We start from the raw sequence: 22363 nt of genomic DNA, 5'->3' as shown, positions 1-22363 counted from the left end.
TCTACTTTTTGAGTTCGTCCAGCAACACTTTGGCTTTGGTGGCCAATGTTTGCGCACCGTCCAGATCGTTTTCCGCGAGCGATTGTCGGGCTTTGGCCAGGAAGGTCTTGATCTGGGCAGATGTTGTCTGCTCATCATTGCTCAACGCGCGCTTGATGCCGTTCAGCCCATTCTCAGTTTCAGAGATCAAGTGTTCGATATTCTGACGCCCCGGGGTGTTCGAGTCTTCGCCGCTCGTTGAAAGCTGCCCAATTGGGGAAGCATCGGATGCCCCGGCGCTTGCAACCTGGGTCTGAGATGTCGATGCTTGTGCTGGCGTACCTTTGTCCGCAGTCGGAGCTGTCACGTCTGCAGGCGCCGCAGCCTTGGCGACCGTTGTCTTGCGATGATTCGTTTTGCGCGGATGAACCGGTTCCGGGTTTTCCGGTGGGGGGACCACAAGTGCGACATCGCGCAGAGGCGGCGGAGGAAGGCCCGGAAACTCCGGAACGTAAACCATCCTCGAAGTCGGAAGAACTGGTGCTTGCGCCTGGGCAGGGGGCGTTGTCTTTGCCTTCTTCGCGCATCCAGACAAAGAGATAACAAACATTATAAGAACCGCAGTTGTGCTTGCGGTTTTCATCCCCAAGGCTCCTTTGAAATGGGAGTACCAGTTGCGGCATCTGCTTCCAGATGTCCGCGCAATTTTACTTCTGAAGGGAAGGCGACTGGAATTTTTAAAGTAAATGTCGTTCCCTGGCCTACATGAGATTCTACGTCAACCTGGCCATTGTGGAGCTGAATAATTCGATACGTCATAGCCAGGCCAATTCCGCTACCTTCTTTCTTGGTGGTGAAATACAGGTTGAAAATCTTCGATCGAATATCGTCCGGAATACCTTCGCCTTCGTCAGAGACGCTTAAAAATACCCATCGAGGATCTTCTGTGAGGCGAACCCGCAGCGTTCCGCCATCGGCCATGGCCTGCGCCCCGTTCAAGACGACGTTGAGTAAAGCCTGCTGCATCAGGTCCGCATCAACTTTTACGATCACCGGGCGAGCCGGTGATTCATTGACTACACGTACGCCACGCGTTTCCAGTTCCACCGACGCCAGCATGAGCACCGCATTCACAATCCTGCGCAGGTCTTGATCATGCAGCTTGAGTTCCACCGGCCGTGAGAAGTCCACCAGGGTCTGCACCACCCGGTCAAGACGTTGAATCTCATTCTGGATCACGTCCAGGTGACGAAATGCTGGGGAATCCTGCGCATTCATCTTATTCCGAAGTAATTCCAGATGCACGACAATCGCATTAATCGGGTTTTTTACTTCGTGGCCAACGCCCGAAGTAAGCCGTCCGATGGCGGCCATGCGCCGTGATAGCTCCAACTCAGACTCGATTTCCTGCACCGATTCGATATCGTGCAGTGTGAGCAGTGCTCCCAGGCCCTGCCGCTGCTGAGGTGCGCGGTCATCGTAGATAAAATCGAGTGATACTTCAACGCGGCGGTCGGTCTCCGTCGTGATCTCTTCCTGAACGAGGGAAATGCCACGGTCAAAGGCCTCACGCACAATTCGCCCAAGAACCGTGGTCCGATCGAAGATGTCCGGTACCTTCGCACCCAGAATGCGGTCACGCTCGACGCCGAGAAATCGCTCGACCGAATTGCTGACCAGCACGGCGCGCGCGTCATGCGTAAAAAGCATCATGCCATCCTGCAGGTTGGACAGGATCTGATCGAGGTTCTCCTTCATGGCCGAGAAAACTTCTTCGACATTCCGCATGCGGCGGCCCAGGCGCTCGATCTTATGAGAAACCTGTACGACAGTGTCGCTGGAGTCACGAGAATCGCCCGTCTCCAACTCTCCTCCTGCAGGTTCGGCCTCGGGCAATTGCATCTGGGTGAGGGCATCGAGACGCAGGCTGATATCTTCAATCGGTTGAAAGGCGAGATTAGCGACGAAAACTGACGTGATGAGCGTAGCAAGGATCATTACAACAAGCAGCTCAGCCGTCTCTTCGAGCCAGGGGCGAAAATTTTCGCTTACGAAGGTGGTACGAACGCCGACGTGGACGGTTGCTACCGTCTGTCCCTGTGCTGGCCGCTCGAGGCTGACCGAAACGTTGTAGAGTATCGGCGGGCCAAAAACAACACTCCATATCTGCGGGATCGTGGCGCGCTGTAGCGAAGAATATTCAGGTCGAACTTGAACCGGCTTATCCTCTTGCGACTGATCAGTACTTAGATATGCAAGTCCGCTCCCGTCCGCAATTGCTACATCGTACACGGCGGGCGAATAGATGATGACCGAACTGAGCAGCGCCTTTAGAGCGGGATCGCTGCGAAGAGCCTTGGCAATGGCTGCGCGGAGCTGCACTGGGTCGTTCGCATTGATGACCAGATTGCGCGTGCCATTTTCAATTGCCTGACGAGTTGCAGATTGAACCTGGTGGGCGATGATGTCTGTCGATTTATACGACTGGTCGATGTGCAGTTGCAGGACTTGTCGGAAGTATACGCACGACAATACAACGACCACGACGAACACCCAGACGGTGATCGCCACCACGAGTTTGGTCTTAAGCCGCATTCACCATTCCACGAGAGGGAATCGCTATTCTTCCGCAGCGTCCGAACTGCTGCTCGCGCTTCCGTACTCCTTCAGCTTGTTGTGCAGAGTCTTGAGGCTGATTCCTAAAATGTCGGCTGCTTTAGTCTTATTATTGTTGGTGGATTCGAGCGTCTTGATAATCAACCGACGCTCAGCTTCATCGACAGTGGTGCCTACTTCCAGTTGTATGACATTGGCATCCTGATCGAACGACTGTCGGACCGGCTTGCTGCCAAACCCAGGTGGCAGATGCCGGGAGTCCATGTACCCTTCACCGCACAAAATCACTGCGCGCTCAACCGTATTGCGAAGCTCGCGCACATTACCGGGCCAGTCATACACCATCAGTCGCCCCAGCATCTCATCGCTGATTCCGACGACCTGCCGATCATGCTTCTGATTCATGTCTCGCAGCATGGAATCGACGATGGCCGGGACATCTTCCTTATGCTCACGCAATGGTGGCATGTGGATGTTAAAGACATTCAAGCGGTAATAAAGATCCCCGCGCAAATGACCGTCGGCAACTGCATCATCTGGATTCTTGTTTGTTGCCGCCAGAACCCGAACATCGACGGGCGATTCAATCTTACTCCCCAGCCTTCTCAGCTTTCTGTCTTCGAGGACTCGCAGCAGTTTGGCCTGCGTTCCCACCGGCATCTCACCGATTTCATCCAGCAGCAGCGTACCCTCTTCCGCCAGCTCAAAACATCCGGCACGGCGCTCGAGCGCACCCGTAAACGCGCCTCTCTCGTGTCCGAAAATCTCGCTCTCGATCAGAGTTTCCGGGATCGCAGCGCAGTTCACCGCAACAAATGGTTTGTTCTTGCGCGGGCTCAGATCATGCAGGGTACGCGCCACCAGTTCCTTGCCAGTGCCGCTCTCACCGGTAATCAACACAGAAACATTGCTGGTTGCCACGCGTTCGATAAGACCAAAAAGCTCCTGCATCCTTTTTGACGCGCCAACGAGCGGACCAAGAACGCCCGTGTCGCGCAGCTTGCGCCGCGTAACTTCCAGCTCTTGTTGCGTTTCGCGCTGACGGCTGGCGTTCGCCAGAATGCTGCGCAGCCGATTCGGATCGATCGGTTTCTGGATGAAGTCATAGGCGCCGATCTTCATCGCTTCGACGGCCTGTTCGATGCTGCCCTGAGCGGTAATGACGATGACAGTCTGGTCCTGCTGTTTCAGCTCCCCGAGCCGCTCCAGCAGTTCAAGCCCGTCCATGCGGGGCATCTTTAAATCGGTTAAGACGATACCAGGTTGCCATGCCTGCGCACGTTCCAGGCCTTCGAGCCCGTCGCGGGCCGTGTCGGTCCGGTATCCCCACCCTGAGACGAGTTCAGCCAGGCCCATCAGGGCATTTTCCTCGTCTTCAACGATCAAAACCTTTTCTTGGACTGGCATTCTTGCTGGCGTAAAACCTCGCTTGGGGGACTCCTTTGTTTGTAACACGACCGCGCAGAAGTTGATGCGCCATTACACGACTCCTTTGGGTCCCTCAAACCGTTGCGGAATGTTGTAAAATAACGAGAGCGAGTCCGACGTTCTTCTGCGCTGTTTACCCGCGAAGTCCGGCCGCCTGAGCTTTGTTGGCGCGCTTCCCAGATTCACGTTTGTGAAAGCCCCGAGACACAAGCAACGTTATTTAGAGGAGACAGAGTTTCCATGGCTAAGATCGCCAAGACAGCAGACCGCAAGAAGGTAATGGACACGTCCAAGAGCACCGATTGTCCCAAGTGCAGCAAGCCCACCCGCATCGTTAAGCGGGTCAAGGACCGCGAGCGCGGCATCCCGGGCGGCGTATACATCTCCTGCTCCGCCTGCGACTTCTACGAAAAGCTCTAAGCAGCTATCGAAAAAATCAAGCCCGGCCATTATGCCGGGCTTTTCGTTCACTAGGAATATACTGCCAAAAGAAGAGGGCCCGAAGGCCCTCTTTCTGCTATGCTACCTCGCGTTCGCGGTTAGAACTTCACCGCCAGCGAGAACTGTCCGAAGCGACGTTCGTCGTTTGCGCCGCCGTTGTTGCCGATTCCGCCTTTCGACGCAATGATCGTTCCGCCATTATGGTTGCCGATGTCGTTCAGACCTTCCTGGATGTACAGGTTATGGTGGTTGAAGACATCAAACCCTTCCGCACGGAACACCAGGTTAAAGCGCTCAGTAATCGGGAAGGTCTTCTGCACGGATGCATCCAGGTTCCAAGCGCCGGGCCCACGGAAGGCATTACGCGCCGTCATGGTTGCTGGCCACGGTCCCCAGTCCGAGAAGCCATTCGGATAATCGGCCGGATCAACTGGTGCAAACAAGGGGTTAGCCCACGAATTGGCAGCAGGCAAGGTGCCGACGGTATAGGTGTTTGCCCCGCCACCGTCTACTCCGTGCGGAATTGACTTGAACAAGCTTTGAGGAACAGTGCCGCCCGCCGGCGTGTACCGGCCAATATTGTAGCCGCTGAAGTTGTTCGTACTGTCGAAGTAGGTAAATGGCGTCCCGGAGCGGACGGTATAAATACCGGTTACCTGCCAGCCACCAAGCGTCTCACGCAGTAGAGCATTGCTGTGCGCGAGCATGGGGGCCTGATAGATAGGAGCGATCACCAACCGCTGACGAAGGTCCAGATCGCCATTGCCACGATCGAGCGCTGGATTGAACGGGTTCGTGTAGCCAAGGCTGAAGGCATTGTTCGTTTCGGAGAACGTCGTGCTCAGATCGTCCGTTGCATGTCCGAATGTATAGTTCGCCACCAGGCCCAGACCGGTGCGGTGGAAGTTTGTTGTCTGGAACTGAACGTTTAGAGCGTGATAGTAGGAATCCCCGCTCGAACCGCGGTTGTTGATGTTGGAGTACTGCGGATTGAGGCGGGTAGCCGCAAAATTGCCGGTTCCGGCCGGATCAAGCACGGTATCGCCCAGAAGGACGTTGCCGCCGCCGACACCGTTGATGTTCTTAATGTCATAAAGATGCAGGCCACGAGCACCCGCATACTGCAGACCAACCACCGTACCGGCAGCCAGTTGGTGTTCAACAGCGAGGCTGTAAAACTGCGTCTGAGCGGTGCGGATGTTCTGGTCGACATTGCGCAGGCTGGTCGGGGGAAGCGGAACGTTGCCTGAAGAGCCTGCCAGCGGACCAGCATTCGAATTAGTTACCACTGTATTGTTGACAATGACCACAGCGTAGTTCGGAGGGTTCTGGATCACATTGAACGTGACGTTGCCGAAGTTACGCTCGTAGCTGATGCCATAGCCGCCGCGAATCGACGTCCTGCCGTCACCGAACAAGTCATAAGCAAAGCCGATGCGCGGCGAGACGGTTCCGTACTGCGGGTTCCACAGGGAATGGATTGGGCTGTTCGGGGTTGTGTAGACCTGACCGGTGCTACGAATGTTAGACGGGGTCAGCGTTCCATAGTAGAAGTTGGAGTCCAGATTTTGATGGTTGTTGTGCTGGACGCCATAGTACTCATACCGCACACCGTAGTTGAAGGTGAACTTTGGGGTGATCCTGAAAGCATCCTGGGCGTACACAGCCCAGTCGTGGAAGCGATTGCTGCGGGCGAAGACAGGCGAAGTTGCCGGCAGGTTGATGGAGCAGCTCGATGTCTGTATCAAGTCTCCTGTGTATTGATTTCGTACGCATGGGAGAGCGCCATTGGGATTGACAGCTGCCTGGAATTCAAACAAATTGCCCGTAAAAAGGTTTTGCAAACCCACCGCGCGGTTGTTGCCGAGCTGCTCGTTTGCCTGGGCATAGGCGCCGTAGGCTTGGTTGCTCTGGATATAGAGAATCTGCCCACCGTACTGCATGGTGTGCTTGCCCTTCGTCCAGTTGAGATCCTGATTCCACTGAATGGTGTTTTGTGGGCCGCCGAAGGGAAGACCTCCGTTCGCCGGGTTGAAATTATAGAAGCCGGGCAACTGGATAAACGTGCTGGTTCCCGGTACTTGCGCGTTGACAGAGACGATCAATGTGGGTACGTTCTGCAGGGCGTTGTCATAGCTGAAGAACGTGTTGAACCGGCTGAAGCTCAGCTTGGTGTTTGTGAGCAGGCTTGGGTTGAAGACATGCGAACCACTTAAAAGATAAGCCTGATTCTCGAAGGTCTGACCTACATTGTATTGATTGTAGGGCGAGGCGAACTGGGAGCCGCTCTGGTCAACTTCGTTGTAATCAACGTAGCGGAAGAATATCTGCGTCTTGTCGCTGAGGTTGTAATCGAAGCGGCCAACGACGTTGTATGCGTTCTGGGGGAAACCACCGCCAGCATTGGTTGGAGCGCTGAAGGTCACCGTACCGAGCGCAGGTGTATTTCCGGGTAGCCCTGTAATTCCAACCTGGTCAGCAGTATAGGTCTGCGCAAAGTTAAAGGTTTTGCCGCCTCCGTAGGTGCTGAAGAAGGACTGGATATTCGGTGCAGCCAGCCCGAGGAACTGCGGCGTAGGCACAGCGGCGTTAAGCGTTGCAGCGCTGCGAACGCGAATCCACTCTGTACTGCCGAAGAAGAAAAGCTTGTCCTTGAGGATGGGACCGCCAACTGCAAACCCGAACTGGTTGCGGGTGTACTGGCCCTTGGGAGCGGGAAGAGGACCTGTACCGCCACCGGCAATGAATGCCGAGTTGATCTGATCATTGGTCTCGGTGTTGGAGGTGTAAGCAGCAATGCGGTTGAACTCCCAGACATTGCCGTGGAAGCTGTTCGATCCTGCCTTGGTGGCCACGTTTACCACGCCACCCGAAGCGCGGCCGTATTGCGGTTCAAAGTTGCTTGTCGTCACGCGGAATTCGTTAACGGCGTCAATGGGAACTACAATGCCGACCGAGTCGCCGAAGACCGAGACATTCTCTACGCCGTCCAGCAGGATTTCGGTTCCAGAAGAGCGCTGCCCATTGATGTTGTAGTTGACGCCGCGAGTCGTCGCATTCTGCGTATTTCCACCCATCTGCGAGTTACCGCTGTTCGAACTGTCTCCGTTTGAAATATTGCCGGAAAGAGCAACGAAATCGTACGGATTGCGAGTCAGACTCGGAAGCTGTGAGACCTGTTCTTGGCTCACAACCTGAGACAGTTCTTGGGTTTGCGTGTTTACCTGAGTGCCACCTTCTCCGATGACCTCAACCTGGGTGGTAGCCGAACTAACGCTCAGGGTTGCGTCGACGGTAGCATGTCCGCCAACCGTCACTTCCACTTTCGAGGAGTAGGGCTGAAAACCAGCCGCATTTACGGTTACTTCATAAGTACCGGTGCTCAGTCCTGTCACTGTGTAAGTTCCATTTGCTGATGAATCAACAGTACGCCTAACGTCGGTCTGCAGGCTGCGGAAGGTCACGGTAGCTCCTGCTACCACAGCGCCAGATGAGTCATTAACCGTACCACCGACTGTGCCGGTGTCGACCTGAGCTAAACCGGATCCAGCAGAGAGGAAAAGGATCGCAATGAGCCCCGCTAACTTCATCCGCAATGAATTCATAGTTCCCTCCCGGGCCCAAGAATTTTGGTGCCATGAAAGCCGCTGGGAAGGTTAGGGCACTTCTACAACCTTTTTTGTGACATCAAAAAGAGGCTGTAAATTTCTATTGTTTTCTGTTGTTTACTAAATAGGGAATAATCAACTGTGAATCGCCAAAAACTGCTCAAAACTTAAATATTCTGAACAAAAGATTCCATAATCAGTATTGATGAAAGCAGTAAGTAACGTATTAAGTATTACTTATATAGTAATACGTACAGAAGCTTATCAGTAACTAGTTAGATAGTATGGGGTCTACGTCGAGATTTGATTTGCTGAAATATGCTATCTACTGAGGCGAGGGGATCGGGGACTTGCGTAAGAAAAAGCGGCTCATGAAGAGCCGCTTTTTTTTCAATCGCACTTCCAGTCTAGAAAGCGAACTTCAGCCCATATTCGAGTTGTCTCGGTGAGCCCTCCGCGTAGACGCCGGAACCGGCACTGACGCGGAAGCCCTGCTCATTGATGTGGCCGGCCGTTCCGTTCGGGCTGCCGGGTGTTCCGTTGAGCGTTCCACCGATGACGTTTGCACCGTTCGCGCCTGTCCGGTTGTTATAGTTCACCGCATTCAGAATATTGAATGCGCCGATGCTGGGTGTAATGCTCATTCCCTCTTTCCAGACCTTGATCGGTCTCTTCAGGTTGACGTCCCAGGTACGCAAAATATCGTTGCTTACCTGGTTCCCGGGAGCTTGCTGGAGCGGCTCCATGACACCGTTCAGTTGGGTGAGTTGTTGGGAACTGAAGAGGCCTGCACCTACGAGAGCCTGCCCCTGAGGGGTCAGTTTGCCGGCGTAGGTGTGGTTGTAGATATAGATGAGGGAATTGATCGTCTTTCCGTCATATTGGCGGTTGAACGACCCCACATTCGATCCCGGAACGATGGGACCTTGTGAGCCGCCCGCAGGTGTTTGCAAGCCGCCGCCGGTGTAGTCATCGACAAAAATGTCTCCGGAGCCAACCAGCGGAAGATTCAGGTTTGTGGGCAACGAAGAATAGAGGTGAGCAATGGTGTTGAACTCTACTTTGCCAAAGGTCTGGAAGGTAGTCCCGATCGAGAATTGCTGATGCCGGTCAAGCGATGCCGGGCCGAAGTATTTTGTCGGGTGGTTATTGTCCCAGGCAAAGGCGCCAAAGTCCGAGTCGCCCAGTGAGGTTGTCCCGGTGGCCTTGTAATGGCTATAGGAATATGCCGTCTGCAGATTGAGATTGTTGATTCCTCTCGTAGCATGATGAATCTGTCCCTGCAACGAAAGTTGGAGCCCATCATAGACAGAACGGCCTGAAGGATAGAGCACCTCTACCTGGCCGAATGCCTCGTTCGCTCCATTGAAGGCGGCTGCCGTATTCACTTGACCGCCAGCTACAGCGGTACCGGAATCCAGACCATGTGCGGCGAAGTCCTGGATGGTTGCTCCTCCGCTGGTGTGCAGACCAGGACAGGCCAAGATCGCCTGGTCAATGCTTCCTACCCCGCACGCCGCCAGCGTAGCAGTGATGGCTGCCTGGGCATGCGCCATGTCGAGGTACCGGGCATCACCGACGTGATTCACATCTTGACCGATCAGTGTATGGATGCCGACGTTGCGGAGGAAGTCGGCGGTAAACACCAATCCGGGAAGCAGTTCATGCTGGACGCCAAGGTTCATCTGGTAGGAACTCGGCGTCTTATAGTTTTGAGAGAACAAAAGATTCCCACTGGAGATAGGCAACGCATTTGTGGTGCCTATATAGGAGCCATTCGCCTGTGGGCCAGCCTGCTTTACCAAGCTCTGATAGGTGGTTTGCAACTCGGCGAATTGTTGGTAGACATTGCCAATAGGTTGACCGCAGATACTCGCGATTGAAGTCCCAGTTGGAGTACCGTCAACCGTGGTAAGCGGTGTATTCGAACCCGGAATCGCGATACTTGCATTTGGGCATACAGCCGCAGTCCCGAAGAAAAGTCCTTGTGCAAGCTTCGGCGGACGATCGAACAGAGCATTGTTCCATACGTTGTTTTCGTAGTAGATGCCGGCTCCGGCCCGGATTACCGTCTTACCGGTGCCATAGGGATCCCAACTGACTCCTGCCTGTGGCCCAAAGTTCAAGTTCGGCTGGTTTGTTTTGTTCCCCAAACCAGGGACAAGCTGATTGAGATTGGCCGGTGGCTGCAAGTCGGCATCGCTGCGACCGGTGTCGCGAATGTAGCGAAGACCGTAGTTCACTGTGAGTTTGTGTGACATCTTCCAGGTATCGCCCACATATAACTGAATTCGGTTGTCGAACTGGCCACCCCCCGGAAAGCCAAACTGAGGCTTCTCGGTAAAGAACCCTTCGCCGTTGCCCAGGGTAATGTTATTGGAGCCACCTCCACCTGCTGGGTAGTTTGCCGGGTTGGCATCTCCACCTGGAAAAGGCCCCGTTGCGGCAGCAGCCAGAACGTCCGGGGTGCCAATAATGGCGACCTGCGGCGAAATACCAAAGAAGCTTGCATAGCCGCCGCCCAGAAGATGGAACCATCCTGCTCCGTAGCGAATGGTGTGGCTGCCCTTGACCCAGCTACCGTCGTATTTTAGTTGTGTGTTGCTCTGAACTGTAGCCTGCGGCGCGAGCAAATTAGCTCCCGATGAGAAGCCAAAGGTAGGGATAAACAAATTAATTCCTGGAGTGGGGTTGTAGATACCGCTGCCCACTGTAGCGTCGGTGATGTGGTTGACAAACTTGAAATAGCCCGTGCGGATGCTGTGGGCGAAATTACCGGTCACAAAATCCACGCCGCCTCCGTAACCGGGCGTGTTGTCGCGGTTCAGGAACGGAGAATAGTTCGAGCCGCCAAAGGCAGCTACGTCACTGTTGTTGTCATAGATGAAACGGCCAAAGGCATGAACCGCGTGCGGCGCATTATAGTCGAGGCGCCCAAGCAGTTCAGTCTCACGAAACTTTGCCGGATACCCGCCATTTACCGAAGCGAGCGGGCCGTTGAAGACGACCGGATTGAATACGTCCTGTTTGAAGTGTTCGCCGGCGCCAAAGAAGAAGAGCTTGTCGCGCAGGATTGGACCACCAACTGCGCCACCGACATTGTTACGCTGCAGATAGTCGGCATCGACACCCGGAATTGGAGTAAATCCGGTTGGCTCTGCGTTACCGGCGCGCTGATCGCGAAAGTTGTAGAAACCGTCGCCATGCACACTGTTGGAGCCTGACCGTGACACCACATTGACGGAACCGGATGAAGTAATGGACGTGGAAATGTCCAGGTTCGACTGCGCAACCTGGAATTCCTGGATCGCCTCATTTGAGATGTTCTGTGTTGTTGTGCCGACATTCTCGTCCGAGATGTCGATTCCGTCCACGGTAATCCGCGCTGTGCGGCCAAACCGTCCACCGAAGGAGATCGACGCAAAGCCGTTCTTAGTTGGATCGAAGCTCGTGCCATCCTGGATCTGTACTCCGGGCTGCAACTGAGCCAAGTCCAGGAAATTGCGGCCGTTCAAGGGCAACTGCTCAATCTGCTCCCGGTCCAGAACGCCCTGCACTGTGGTCTGAGACGTGTCCACCTGGAGTGTGCTCGCCGTCACTTCTATCTCTGTGGTAGCTGCGCCTACGCCTAGCTTTAAATCTCCATCTGCAGCATTGCCTACCTGAACCTCGATCAATTTCTCAGCGGGGGCAAAACCTGAAACTGCCACATGAATTTTGTAGCTTCCGGGAACCAGTGAACCAGCGGAATAGTAACCACTTCCATTGGTGGCGATCACCTTTGTGAGCCCGGTTGACGGTTGTGTAACTGTAACCTGGGCGTCTGGCACGGCGGACCCACTGGAATCAGTGATCGTACCTTGGATTGTGCCCGTCGCATTCGTTACCTGTGCATGCATCTGCACTGGAACCACGATTTGAGCTGTGAATGCAAACAGGAGGAAAGCTGCCAAGCCGGCGAGTCTTCTCCAAATGTAGCTCATCTTACCCCTCCCAATACTTTCGCTGCCTCATTTGAGGCACTTAAAGGACCGTTCTTGAGAGGGATGTAGATGTCACCCTAATGTCAGTATTCTTATAAGGTTAACAAATCGTTCGCCTGTTAACTGTAGGTACAATACCTAGAAGGTGATACATTTTTTGAAATCCAAATCCATAAAATGGAAAGACAGATCAAGGCTGGCAACCGCGTTATCTATTTATTAACTGGTTAACAAAAAGATGACACAGTTCATCGCAAGTAAACACCGCTTTGTCTCAATTGCCCGTTGCTATTTCATTGAGAATAGCTCTCGCGGCAAGAAGCGAATCTTCAGCCTGGGTGATAGGCCGTCCCACCACGAGATAGTCCGCTCCCGCAGCCAGAGCGGCAGAAGGAGTGGCAATGCGTTTCTGGTCGCCGATGGCAGATCCGGCCGGACGAATCCCCGGAGTCACTAAGATCGAATCAGTAAGCTCCCGACGCATCAGCGAAGCCTCTTCCGGACTGCAGACAAGACCGTGAATTCCCGATGCATGTGCAACTTTCGCCAGCCGAAGCGCCTGTTCTGCCGGTGGATCTGAAATCCCAGTCGCCGTCAACTGCGCTGCGTCCATGCTGGTAAGAACGGTAACGGCAAGCAGTCGCGGCGCATGCGAAAGCCCAGCCGCGGCATCCGCCGCCGCCACCAGCATCGCCGGTCCGCCGCAGGCATGAAGGGTGAGCATATCCGCTCCAAATCCGGCGACCGAACGCACGGCTCCTGCCACGGTATTCGGAATATCGTGCAGTTTCAGGTCAAGAAAGACCGAGAAGCCACGCCCTTTGAGCGCTGAAACGACCGCATTTCCGGCTGCAAGATACAGCTCGAGACCAACCTTGAACCAGCGGCAGCGTCCCTCCAGACGATCCACAAGCGCAAGCGCCTGGACGGCATTCGAAAAATCAAGGGCAACAATGAGTTTGTCGGCTGCTTCTGAGGCGGGATGTCCCTGCGCGTCTGAGCGCGCAGGGGCCTCCTGAGGTGCAAGTTCAGAGGGGGACATTTCGAAGACGATTTTACGGCTTCGTCATCGCGGGAGCCAGCGGAAAGTTCAACTGTGCCAGTTCCGCCTTCGAATTCACCAGGTCCAGGCGCACAGGCGCCGTCCCTCTGTTACTGAAACCAAGGAAGCGTGCAGCAGCATAGGAAAGGTCGATTACGCGGCTTTGCGGCATGGGACCGCGATCGTTCACGCGCACAACAACAGATTTGTGATTACGCAGATTCGTCACCCGGATCAGCGAGCCAAGCGGGAGGCTGCGATGGGCGCACGTAAGCTTGTTCATATCGTAGTCTTCGCCGCTGGCCGTCTGCTGTCCCTGGAGTTCTTCGCCATACCAGGAGGCGCGGCCTATCTGATACCACGGACGCTTTTTGCCCGCGTCGGCTTTAGCATCGCCATTTTTCCCGAAATCCTTGTCAGGAAATGTTGGCGGCTGCGAGTTATGGGTGGAGGCCGGTACATCTGCCTGCAGTCCGAAGAGTCCCAGCATGGCAGCGAGGACAAGTCCGGCATAAGTCGAGAGTTTAGGAATTCGTCTCTTGATATCCGTTGCGATAGCGTTCATAGTCCTCCATCTACAAATTGTAAGGAGCCAGAAATGCTAAGTCAAACGAAACTAAGTATTTATCTGCACTTTCTCCTTGCCAGAACGTAACATCTGTGGTAGCAAATTTCCCAGAACTGAGCGCGAAACAAGGCGGTCTCCCGCCCCGGTCTAAGATGAAAACACGATGAACGAGTATGCGCAAGCGGAAATCCATGAAAGAAATAAGGTTTCAGGGCAGCCCATTGCGCTAACCATCGCCGGGTTCGACCCCTCCAGCGGCGCCGGGATCACCGCTGACCTGAAGGTTTTCGCCGCGCACGACATCTACGGAATGGCCTGCATTACCGCGCTCACCGTGCAGTCGACGCTCGGCGTTCGCCGCGTCGAGCCAGTGGCTCCAGAGACAATCCGGGAGACCCTGGCCTGCCTCCGCGACGACGTCATGCCCGCTGGAGTAAAGATCGGAATGCAGGCAACAGCCGAGGCCGTCACAGAGACGGCTCGATTCCTCGCTGAATCAGGGATCGATCGGCGGCGAGTGGTACTCGATCCGGTCAACCGGTCCAGCTCGGGCGGGGAATTACTCAGTTCCGAAGGGCTGGCTCGTCTTCAATCCGAGCTTCTCGCCCACGTCGGCTGGATAACGCCCAACGTTGAGGAATTGGCTCAGCTGACCGCAGACGAACCGCTCTCCCGAGCCGAGATCCCGTTGGCGTCGGCTCGACTTCAGAATCTGGCCCGACAAGGCGGAAATCCCGACCTACATGTGGTTGTGACGGGAGGTCATTTAGACCGTCCGGATGATTTTCTGCTCACTCCCGACGGTAGGGAGAGTTGGCTCAAGGGTGAACGCGTGGAAACTCAGTCGACGCATGGAACCGGCTGTGCCTTCTCTTCGGCGATTCTCTGCCAACTCATGCGAGGTATCGAAGCGAAGCAAGCTGTAACAAATGCAAAGGCATACGTGACCGCCGCCCTGAGAGCCGCTTATCCTGTTGGCCAGGGCAAAGGGCCCATGCATCACTTGTACCGCTTGGGCTAGCCCCCGGTTTCTGCTCGTTGATGCAGATCTGCTGGGTAACCTGAACCAGAAAAATCTTCTGCTCGACCAAGGTAAATCGCCCGACTTTCTGAAAGCGCCGGTTAACGCTCGCTCAGCTCGATCTGAATGCGCGTGTCCTTTGGAAACGTCAGATCGCTGCCGCGGGCGATCCACCGCTTATAGACCGACTTCGCCAGCGCGTAATAAGCAAAACCCATCGAGACCTCTTTGTTTGCGGCGGCTATCGTGACAACACGCGCCATCAGACCAAAGCCGTTGCCGACCAGCCCATTCTTCACCACGTTGTCGGCGTCGCCTTCCCCTGCCTGAGAGGCAAGGATACCGAGCACCAGAGGCGCGACATATTTGTCAGGGCCGCTGCTCGCCTTGGCTCCGCCTTCGGAATCAATCTGGACATTCTGCTGGCGATTCGCCTCCGACGTGATCATGCGCCCATGGATCGGATGATCCGTTGCCGAACCGGTGTTCTCCTGGCGCGACTCCAGTTCAGGAGCCTGCTTCGGAGCTTCGGCAATCGAGGCCTTCGGCAGATCAACGCGGCGAAAAGTGAAGCGTAACTTGCCGTTTCGAGCCAGCCAGCGCGCCGGCTTTGCCTGCAATACGACTCCTTCCAGATGCGTACCCTCCGGCAGGATCACCTGCTTTTTCGTGGCGTCGAGCATGGGTTTCGTGAGCACAGCATTCACCACCTCGCCCTGCTTCGCCGTTGCGGAACTCAGATCCTCGGTCAGCCGGGCCTCGATGACTCCTACCAAGGACTTCTCGCTCAGCTGTAACAGGGGCAACGGCGCAGGAGCGGCCTTCTGTGGAACGATTAACGGCGCAGTCAGATCCGCGTCGTACTGCGTGCCCGGCCAGATGCGCTGGGGATGGTAGGGAAGCTGCGAGTAGAGAATGCGCAGCAGCCGATCGGATTTCCCCGGTTTCGTGATCTGGTCAAGCGTGTCCTGTTCTCGCTGTTTGACTGCGTCCTCCGCCTGCTGGGTCAGCGATGGCTTCTTTGCCGAAGACTTCATACGAACCACGGAGCCATCTCTCTGAATGACATGCGTGGAAATCGGCACAGTAGTGTCATCCGGCAGGGTGATCCGGTCAAAGCGCAGCTCAGGCGTTACCAGCGGCGTAAAGTCTCCATTAAGAAGCGCGTCGGCGCGTTGGCCACCGGTGATGGGGTGCTTTGCGACGACCGAGCCAAAGACGTGTGTGTTGACCGGCAATACCTCGTGATCCACGAGAAAGACAGGGGCGATAAGATGGCCTTCCACCTTGGTGCCAACGTTAACTGGATAGCGCTTGTCCACCTGGATGCGCAGCGGAACTCCGGCAGGGATTGTGGCTTCTTGTGCCTGAGCGCAGAAACTCACGCTGGCAACCCCGGCAAGCAGGAGAATCATGGAAGGGCGACATCGGGAGGGCATCTGTTCTTTGGACGTCATTAAGGAAAAATGTAAAGCGAAGAAACTTAAGGTAGCATGAGGGGGCATGGCCATCCTCTATCGAAAGGCCGAGGAGTCCGATTTCCCAGGAATGGTCCGCCTTCGCGCTCTGAAGCGAGGCAACAAGGACTATTGGTCATACCGGATCACCCGGTACTTCGACGGCGAATATAACCCACAGCAGGCTCTGCGTCCCCGCGTGGGCTTTGTAGCGGTCGAAGGAGAAGTTGTCATAGGCTTCATCACCGGGCACTTGACCAGCCGCTATTCCTGTGATGGCGAAGTGCAGTGGATTCATGTTGATCCCGACCGCCGCCGCAGCGGCATCGCATCCGAACTGCTGCGCATGCTTGCCCAATGGTTTGTCGAGCAAATGGCGCTCAAGGTTTGCGTCGATGTCGATCCTTCCAACACTGCTGGTCTGGCTTTCTACACGCGCCACGGCGCCGTTCAGCTGATTCCGCACTGGATGTATTGGAGCGACGTCCACACTGTCACCCACGAGCAGTCGGGTGCGGCGAAGACCGCATGGTAAGCGAAGGAGCATCCCGCATGGCTATCGACGTCCGAGGCATGACGCCGCTCATTCAAGTCTACGACATGCCCACATCGTTGGCGTTTTATTGCGACGTGCTTGGCTTTGAGGTTCACAATTCATCCGCACCTGTCCCGAACTGCGGCTGGGCATGGCTCAAGCTCGACGGTGTCGACCTGATGCTGAACACCGCATACGACGATGACGACCGTCCTCCTGCTCCCGACCCGAGACGCATCGGCGCACACGATCTGTGCCTCTACTTCGGCTGTCCCGACGTAGACGCCGCCTACGAGTACCTGCTTTCTCGAGGCGTCAAGGCGCGCCCTCCAAAGGTGGCACCCTACGGCATGAAACAACTCTATCTGAATGACCCTGACGGCTTCGGCATCTGCTTCCAGTGGCCAGCAGCATAGGTAGTTAGTTTTTCATTAGTAGAGGCACGAAAATAGGTGCCCTATCCTTCGCATAGCGAAGGTGCGAACCACAAATGCCGACGGAGGGACTTTTCAGCGACCCTAGCGACGTAAGAACCGGCGCAATGATCCCGGAAGAGCAATCCCCATCAACATTGCCAGCCCGAGATAGCAAGCTCCATACACGATCAGGACGCTGGGCCCAAGCACCAGTGGCTTCTTGATAGGGAAGACCAGCTTAAGGCCGTATCCAATCACGGCGGCAACAACTGCCGCAAGCCACAATCTCGCAATTCTGGAGGCCAGGAAAGCCACCGCCCCAATCCGCGCGTGCAGAGCGCGCCGCAGCAGCGTGAATTCCACCCATCCCGCAAGGCCTGCAGAAAGCGTAAGTCCGGACACGCCCCAACGAGCATCGATCCCCAACATGCGAGGCAATGGGAGCGCGAAAAAATATCCAAGGACGAGCGTCAGCGCCACGCGGATCAGGGCAAAATTGAGCGGCGTACGCGTATCCCGCAGAGCATAGAAGGCCGAAGAATATAGCCGTCCAGAAGTCGAGGCGAGCAAGCCAACTCCCGATCCAGCCAGCACAGTCCAAACAAACGTTACGGCATCTGTGCCAAAGTGTCCCGAGCGATAAATTGTCGCAACGACGACATCGCCGAGAATGATGAACGCAACCTCCGAGGGAATCACGAAGAATGCAATATTCTGCAGCCCCGCTGCCAGACGTTGCCGCAACGCGGCGCCAATCTCTTCCTGCGTGCCCAACTCGCTCGACATAGCCGGCAATTCCGCCGCGGAAATAGCCATGCCGAACAGGCTCACGGGAAGCGAATTCAAGGTTTGGGCATAGCCGAGCGCAGCAGCGCCGCCGGTAGGTAAAAAGCTGACCAGAATGGAATCGATATAAGCGCTGATCTGCACAACGCCGCGGCTGATAAAAACCGGAAAGAAGTTATGTACAACCGTGCGCACCTGTTCCGAGCGAAGGCGAAGATGCAACCGCATCGGCCACAGAAGGCGCAATACGGTCGGCAACTGAATGGCAAACTGCAAGCCGCTGCCAACAACCGAACTGATCGCAATCGTGACAGCAAGTTTTTCCTCCGCCTGGTGCCCGCCCTTCCACAGAAATGTGGCAATGATGGCAACGTTCCAGATCACCGGAGCCGCATACGAGAGAAAGAACTTGCGATGGCTATTCAGAATCCCCAGGCACCATGCTGAGAAAACCAGCAGCCCCGCACCCGGAAAAAGAATCTGGACCAGCAAAATTGTCAGATCGCGCTTAGCTCCATGAAAACCCGGCGCAATGACATAAATGAGCCACGGAGTGGCAAATATCCCTGCCGCGACCAGAACCGACGTGACGAGAAATAGCAGCGAGAAAATCGCTTCGCCCAATTCCGACGCTTCCTCATGCCGGTTCTCGGCCCTGAGGCGCGCATACACGGGAATAAACGAAGCCGAAAGCACTCCCTCGCCGAAAAGATTTTGCAGGAAATTAGGGATCTTGAACGCCTGACGAAATGCATCCGCCGCATCAGATGTGCCGAAGAAATGGGCAAAGGCTCGATCGCGAACCAGCCCGACAATCCGACTTAACAGGATGCCCGCAGCAACAGCCACAGCCGAAGCCCGGGCTGAGATTTTCTTGTGTGTAATTGTCTCGCTCAAAACACGATTATAAGATGGGCGGCAAAGCGTTAAGGCCCGTTCCGCAGAAGCCTCTCGTACTGGACCGCATAGAGTTTCTTGTCAGACAAAGCTGTGTTCAATGCTGGACGGCGTTTGAACAAAAGCGGACATGTACGCAGCAGAAACGTGGGTGCGTTTCTATATTCGTCAATGACTTACTCGCCCGAATCGCCGTCAAAACAGCGGCAACAAAATTGCCTCATAGGGGCGGAGTTGTGTCTTTCGGGAGGACAGGATGGCGTATTTTGAGCGGATGCGTGATGTGATTCATGGGCCTTTGCGTCAGGATCTGCTGCGTCAAAGGGCCGAGTCGGGCTGGCAGGTAGTTTCCATCGAATGGCGGCGCGAGTTGCCGGGAAGCGCTCCCGAGGGGACCGTCGACACCGAAGACGTGCCCTACGGCCTGCGCTTATCCGATGATTGCACGCGGCTGGAAATCGATCAGCAGGAGAACCAGGCGCTCATACAAATGATGGAGCTGCTCGTCCAGGACTTCCCATTCTCAAGCGTAGCCAGCGATCTCAACGAGAAGGGTTACCGCACTCGCGAAGGAAAGCGCTGGAGTCCGGTGACTGTCTTCAATATGCTTCCACGCCTCATCGATGTAGGCCCGCGCGTCTTCTCGACCGAGGAATGGGATCGCCGCCGCGAGCGATTCGCCGCAAAGGTCGGCTAGACTGCACCGGTGGTTGGTGTGTCAGCTTTGATGGCGCGAATAAGTCTATGTCGCGTCAATAAGTTCTTGTCGCGCCTGAAGCGCTGACACGCTCCGGCCTCCCACGGATTGGCCGCTATCGAAGCCTCGACTCGAAACCAGATAGATCCCCATCGCAATCCCAACCAGCGCGAGGAACAAAGCGATAAACACGGCAAGCTTGGATGGCCGGGACGGCACCATCTCGCCTCGATCGAGTCGCTGCGCCAATTGGATGTGCTTCCACGCCGCCAGCAGATTCACGATGACTCCCAGAGAGATGAGCGCGGTTCCAAACCAGATCGACTCTCCGTATGCCGGAGGGGATGGTACAAGCCGAGCCACCTGCACTTCACGCAGGAAAATTCCGAACCTCGCAACAACAAAGCCAAATCCCATCAGCGCAAGGCCGGTGCGAATCCATGCCAGAAACGTCCGCTCGGCAGCCAAAATCTCCCGCAGATCGGGCGTCGGCGTTGTTTTTACTTGATCGTTCATGTGTCTTCTGGAGCGGCAGGCGCGAGGAATCCAAAGCGCCCCTGTTGTGATGCCTATTCTCCATGAGATATGAGTGAACGTCTAGCAAGGTGTGACATTCACGACGCAGCCAGTCCGCGCTTGTTCAAAGAGTCCGCAGCTACAGATGCGGCCAGCGCCTCCCTTTGACCCCTGAGCCGCCAATGTTGATAGAAGCCATGAACCACATGGACCTGCAACTCTTCAGAGAAGCGCTCATCGGAAATGACCCGCGCAACAAACAGCGTATGGCTTCCGATCTTATGCACCTGATCGACCTGTATCTCCCTGACTCTCGGAGCGGAAACAGGAACCGGAATCCTGAACTCCTTCGACAGTTTCAGCGGGAAGGGGAGCTGATCCCAATCGATCGATTCTTTCGTGTGATGGGCCGCATATTGAAACGCAAGCGAGCACAGAGGCATCGGGACGGTGCTCAACGCGATCCGGCCCTCGCGTTCCACAAGATGCGCAGCCAGGCGTGAATCCTTCAACGCAAAGGCGAAGTAGCCATTCCCAAGCTCTCCCATAAGATTCATGGGAAAAATATTCCCGCCAGCTTCAGTAACGATACTTACCAGCCCCAGTGGATGTGGCCGTATAAATGTCACGATGGCAGCGCGCAGTTCGAGCGCGGTCATTTTCACGTCGAATGACTGCAGATTGCGCCAATTCGAATAGGCCTGCGATACAAAATGAGCCCATAGACGCGGCTTCGGCAGGCAATAGTTCGATGACCCCAGCACGTTGAACAGGATCAACTCCGAGCCATCGAGAGGAAGTATTGTTTTCGATGCCAGACGTATCTCGCCGAGTACGCGTCGTTCCTGAGTGCGCTCACAAAAGAGAAGTAACGCATGGAACCTGCTTCGACCCAGCCTCTGGCCTTCGTCAAGAGAAACCCCGATGGTCAGCGGAGCACAGCATGCCGTGGTAATTCGGCGGGTAACGTCGATTGGATCGCCCAACCCATGCAGCCAAACGGAGATCTCTTGCTGCGGCTCTCGAAGGGCGATGGTGAATTCCTGCGGAATCAGCGTATCGCCAAAGGCAATTCTTCGGATTGCGCTGCGTCCCCGTCGAACGATCGACATTCCCTACGCTCCCTAAATCTGCTGATGCAGCGCCTCTGAGCCCGCATATTTCCGGGTAGGCTTTGCAGGGCCACCCATCCGATAAAGGCACTCCACCTCGCGCACATCCGAGCATTTGTGCGTGTGCCAACCGGCTGGGTTTGTCTCCGCCAGGCGAAACCCGTACCGTCTTTGCGTGATCACGTTGGAAATCGTCTCTACAGCCCCGCGCGTTCCCATGTAAAGAAAATAGCTCCGTGTCATCCGGGCAACAGGGTTCAAATAATCGCCCATGAAATCAGAAGATATATCCGACATAGCGTGAGAGCTGAAAGCCACATCGACACTCGCGCTCGGCATGTTTTCGAATTCGAACAGCGGCATCAAAACAACATCGCTGCGATCGATTTCCTCTCTCGTAAACTCCCTCTCGCCGTACAGCAGGAATTGCAAATGAGGAAAAGTCTTCATCAGGTAATAAGAGGTCAGCGCGACGCTCTCAGGCACGTCGAAGTCGAGATAGCGCACTCCCTCCCGATCGCGCAGAAGGTAGTAAGCCATGTCTCCGAAGCCGCCGCCGATCTCAGCAACAACGCCTGCTTCCGGACTCAGACAGCTGCGGACCTTTTGTGCCGCGTAATGCTGGTAAACAGACCCCGTTCTCACCAGCGTTCCGTCAATCCAGACGCCGAACGGATTTCCGATTTCAGGACCAGCCAGATCTCTCAGGGAAAAACGACCGCCCGTCTGCATCGTCCAGTAGTCGATTCGATAGAGCGCGTCGCTCATGTAATAGTGGCGATGAATATCCCTGATCGGCCCACCGAAATACGCCTCAGTCATCCCGTAAGGCACGCCAATCAATCCCGCGCCACACGCATCGCGGAAGAAATTTCCGTACATTCTGGCGAGTGCGTCGATGTCGTAAGTGCGCAAAGCGTGGATCACGGCTCCCAGCCTTTCGCGGCGCACCTCCTGCCACCATTCGGTTGCACGGTATGCACCCGGCGCGAACTCCTCCTGCTGAACGGCCTTGTTGTAGGCTGTGCAGATCCTCTCCAGCAGATCCCCATCTCCACTCAAATCATCGGGTCGCGAAGCGAATCCCCTGGAGACATTCTCCAGATCGTAACGAGCATCACCTCTGAATTGCCGCCTGCCGCGGGCCCCGAATCTCCGCATTTCGAGGTATACAGACGCCACTCTACGGGCAATCGCAGCCGCCTGAAGCGGATGGCGCAGATGTTTGAACTTCGGCCTCATCGCAGAAATCGGGGAATCA

General features: G+C 55.5%; 17 protein-coding genes. 5 read left to right on the top strand and 12 right to left on the bottom strand.

Annotated features, from left to right (window positions below; genetic code table 11):
• Position 1 precedes the first annotated feature (1 nt).
• From H7849_RS09195 to H7849_RS09185, 3 genes are read right to left on the bottom strand one after another with little or no spacing between them, the layout of a single operon-like run.
• Positions 2 to 622, bottom strand: a complete 621-nt coding sequence (locus H7849_RS09195; protein WP_186745898.1) for a hypothetical protein — start codon at positions 620 to 622, stop codon at positions 2 to 4.
• Positions 619 to 2574: a sensor histidine kinase gene (locus tag H7849_RS09190; RefSeq protein ID WP_186745897.1), complete on the bottom strand. Its 1956-nt coding sequence runs from the start codon at positions 2572 to 2574 to the stop codon at positions 619 to 621. Before H7849_RS09190 ends, H7849_RS09195 begins: the two co-directional genes overlap by 4 nt.
• A gap of 24 nt (positions 2575 to 2598) precedes the next feature.
• A complete protein-coding gene (locus H7849_RS09185; protein WP_186745896.1) occupies positions 2599 to 4002 on the bottom strand; it encodes a sigma-54-dependent transcriptional regulator in 1404 nt (467 codons plus the stop codon).
• Between the two features lie 261 nt (positions 4003 to 4263).
• Here H7849_RS09185 and H7849_RS09180 point away from each other — a divergent pair, with 261 nt between their 5' ends.
• Positions 4264 to 4443 carry an Rcat domain-containing protein gene (locus tag H7849_RS09180; RefSeq protein WP_158748086.1) on the top strand — a complete coding sequence of 60 codons (180 nt, stop codon included), beginning with the start codon at positions 4264 to 4266 and terminating at the stop codon, positions 4441 to 4443.
• A gap of 119 nt (positions 4444 to 4562) precedes the next feature.
• On the opposite strand, the gene H7849_RS09175 is transcribed toward H7849_RS09180, so the two are convergent.
• The 4 genes from H7849_RS09175 to H7849_RS09160 all read right to left on the bottom strand — a co-directional run bounded on the left by H7849_RS09175 (position 4563) and on the right by H7849_RS09160 (position 13662).
• Positions 4563 to 8069 carry a TonB-dependent receptor gene (locus H7849_RS09175; RefSeq protein ID WP_186745895.1) on the bottom strand — a complete coding sequence of 1169 codons (3507 nt, stop codon included), beginning with the start codon at positions 8067 to 8069 and terminating at the stop codon, positions 4563 to 4565.
• Between the two features lie 410 nt (positions 8070 to 8479).
• Entirely contained in the window at positions 8480 to 12055 is a 3576-nt protein-coding gene (locus H7849_RS09170; RefSeq protein WP_186745894.1) for a TonB-dependent receptor, read from the bottom strand.
• A gap of 274 nt (positions 12056 to 12329) precedes the next feature.
• Positions 12330 to 13097, bottom strand: coding sequence for an orotidine-5'-phosphate decarboxylase (pyrF, locus tag H7849_RS09165; RefSeq protein WP_186745893.1), 768 nt, complete (start codon positions 13095 to 13097; stop codon positions 12330 to 12332).
• A gap of 13 nt (positions 13098 to 13110) precedes the next feature.
• Positions 13111 to 13662, bottom strand: a complete 552-nt coding sequence (locus H7849_RS09160) for a septal ring lytic transglycosylase RlpA family protein (protein ID WP_186745892.1) — start codon at positions 13660 to 13662, stop codon at positions 13111 to 13113.
• A gap of 166 nt (positions 13663 to 13828) precedes the next feature.
• Between H7849_RS09160 and thiD the strand changes: the two genes are divergently transcribed.
• The gene (gene thiD / locus H7849_RS09155; protein WP_186745891.1) at positions 13829 to 14686 is read left to right on the top strand and encodes a bifunctional hydroxymethylpyrimidine kinase/phosphomethylpyrimidine kinase; all 858 of its coding nucleotides are present in this window, start codon (positions 13829 to 13831) and stop codon (positions 14684 to 14686) included.
• A gap of 101 nt (positions 14687 to 14787) precedes the next feature.
• Here the strand turns inward: thiD and H7849_RS09150 are convergent, their stop codons facing one another.
• Positions 14788 to 16101 (bottom strand): hypothetical protein, encoded by a 1314-nt coding sequence (locus H7849_RS09150; protein ID WP_186745889.1) that lies wholly within the window; start codon positions 16099 to 16101, stop codon positions 14788 to 14790.
• Positions 16102 to 16189: 88 nt separating this feature from the next.
• Here H7849_RS09150 and H7849_RS09145 point away from each other — a divergent pair, with 88 nt between their 5' ends.
• Positions 16190 to 16678 (top strand): GNAT family N-acetyltransferase, encoded by a 489-nt coding sequence (locus tag H7849_RS09145; protein WP_186745888.1) that lies wholly within the window; start codon positions 16190 to 16192, stop codon positions 16676 to 16678.
• Positions 16679 to 16695: 17 nt separating this feature from the next.
• Positions 16696 to 17094: a VOC family protein gene (locus H7849_RS09140; protein WP_186745886.1), complete on the top strand. Its 399-nt coding sequence runs from the start codon at positions 16696 to 16698 to the stop codon at positions 17092 to 17094.
• Positions 17095 to 17196: 102 nt separating this feature from the next.
• On the opposite strand, the gene murJ is transcribed toward H7849_RS09140, so the two are convergent.
• Entirely contained in the window at positions 17197 to 18777 is a 1581-nt protein-coding gene (murJ, locus tag H7849_RS09135) for a murein biosynthesis integral membrane protein MurJ (RefSeq protein ID WP_222439785.1), read from the bottom strand.
• A gap of 256 nt (positions 18778 to 19033) precedes the next feature.
• Between murJ and H7849_RS09130 the strand changes: the two genes are divergently transcribed.
• The gene (locus H7849_RS09130; RefSeq protein WP_186745885.1) at positions 19034 to 19474 is read left to right on the top strand and encodes a recombinase family protein; all 441 of its coding nucleotides are present in this window, start codon (positions 19034 to 19036) and stop codon (positions 19472 to 19474) included.
• 45 nt (positions 19475 to 19519) lie between these two features.
• On the opposite strand, the gene H7849_RS09125 is transcribed toward H7849_RS09130, so the two are convergent.
• The 3 genes from H7849_RS09125 to H7849_RS09115 form a co-directional block, all read right to left on the bottom strand.
• Positions 19520 to 19990 (bottom strand): YidH family protein, encoded by a 471-nt coding sequence (locus H7849_RS09125; RefSeq protein ID WP_186745883.1) that lies wholly within the window; start codon positions 19988 to 19990, stop codon positions 19520 to 19522.
• A 98-nt stretch (positions 19991 to 20088) separates the two neighbouring features.
• Positions 20089 to 21102 carry a hypothetical protein gene (locus H7849_RS09120; RefSeq protein WP_186745881.1) on the bottom strand — a complete coding sequence of 338 codons (1014 nt, stop codon included), beginning with the start codon at positions 21100 to 21102 and terminating at the stop codon, positions 20089 to 20091.
• 12 nt (positions 21103 to 21114) lie between these two features.
• Positions 21115 to 22344, bottom strand: a complete 1230-nt coding sequence (locus H7849_RS09115) for a putative sugar O-methyltransferase (RefSeq protein WP_186745879.1) — start codon at positions 22342 to 22344, stop codon at positions 21115 to 21117.
• Positions 22345 to 22363 lie beyond the last annotated feature (19 nt).

The organism is Alloacidobacterium dinghuense, from assembly GCF_014274465.1.
Taxonomy (GTDB): Bacteria; Acidobacteriota; Terriglobia; order Terriglobales; family Acidobacteriaceae; genus Alloacidobacterium; species Alloacidobacterium dinghuense.
The sequence above is the reverse complement of the archived record's forward strand: the minus strand, read 5'-3'. Positions and strand labels throughout refer to the sequence as shown.

Bases quoted from the DNA above. Each gene is read 5' to 3' on its own strand.
- H7849_RS09195 (WP_186745898.1), bottom strand. From the start codon at position 622: ATGAAAACCGCAAGCACAACTGCGGTTCTTATAATGTTTGTTATCTCT.
- H7849_RS09190 (WP_186745897.1), bottom strand. From the start codon at position 2,574: ATGCGGCTTAAGACCAAACTCGTGGTGGCGATCACCGTCTGGGTGTTC.
- H7849_RS09185 (WP_186745896.1), bottom strand. From the start codon at position 4,002: ATGCCAGTCCAAGAAAAGGTTTTGATCGTTGAAGACGAGGAAAATGCC.
- H7849_RS09180 (WP_158748086.1), top strand. From the start codon at position 4,264: ATGGCTAAGATCGCCAAGACAGCAGACCGCAAGAAGGTAATGGACACG.
- H7849_RS09175 (WP_186745895.1), bottom strand. From the start codon at position 8,069: ATGAATTCATTGCGGATGAAGTTAGCGGGGCTCATTGCGATCCTTTTC.
- H7849_RS09170 (WP_186745894.1), bottom strand. From the start codon at position 12,055: ATGAGCTACATTTGGAGAAGACTCGCCGGCTTGGCAGCTTTCCTCCTG.
- pyrF (WP_186745893.1), bottom strand. From the start codon at position 13,097: ATGTCCCCCTCTGAACTTGCACCTCAGGAGGCCCCTGCGCGCTCAGAC.
- H7849_RS09160 (WP_186745892.1), bottom strand. From the start codon at position 13,662: ATGAACGCTATCGCAACGGATATCAAGAGACGAATTCCTAAACTCTCG.
- thiD (WP_186745891.1), top strand. From the start codon at position 13,829: ATGAACGAGTATGCGCAAGCGGAAATCCATGAAAGAAATAAGGTTTCA.
- H7849_RS09150 (WP_186745889.1), bottom strand. From the start codon at position 16,101: ATGATTCTCCTGCTTGCCGGGGTTGCCAGCGTGAGTTTCTGCGCTCAG.
- H7849_RS09145 (WP_186745888.1), top strand. From the start codon at position 16,190: ATGGCCATCCTCTATCGAAAGGCCGAGGAGTCCGATTTCCCAGGAATG.
- H7849_RS09140 (WP_186745886.1), top strand. From the start codon at position 16,696: ATGGCTATCGACGTCCGAGGCATGACGCCGCTCATTCAAGTCTACGAC.
- H7849_RS09130 (WP_186745885.1), top strand. From the start codon at position 19,034: ATGGCGTATTTTGAGCGGATGCGTGATGTGATTCATGGGCCTTTGCGT.
- H7849_RS09125 (WP_186745883.1), bottom strand. From the start codon at position 19,990: ATGAACGATCAAGTAAAAACAACGCCGACGCCCGATCTGCGGGAGATT.
- H7849_RS09120 (WP_186745881.1), bottom strand. From the start codon at position 21,102: ATGTCGATCGTTCGACGGGGACGCAGCGCAATCCGAAGAATTGCCTTT.
- H7849_RS09115 (WP_186745879.1), bottom strand. From the start codon at position 22,344: ATGAGGCCGAAGTTCAAACATCTGCGCCATCCGCTTCAGGCGGCTGCG.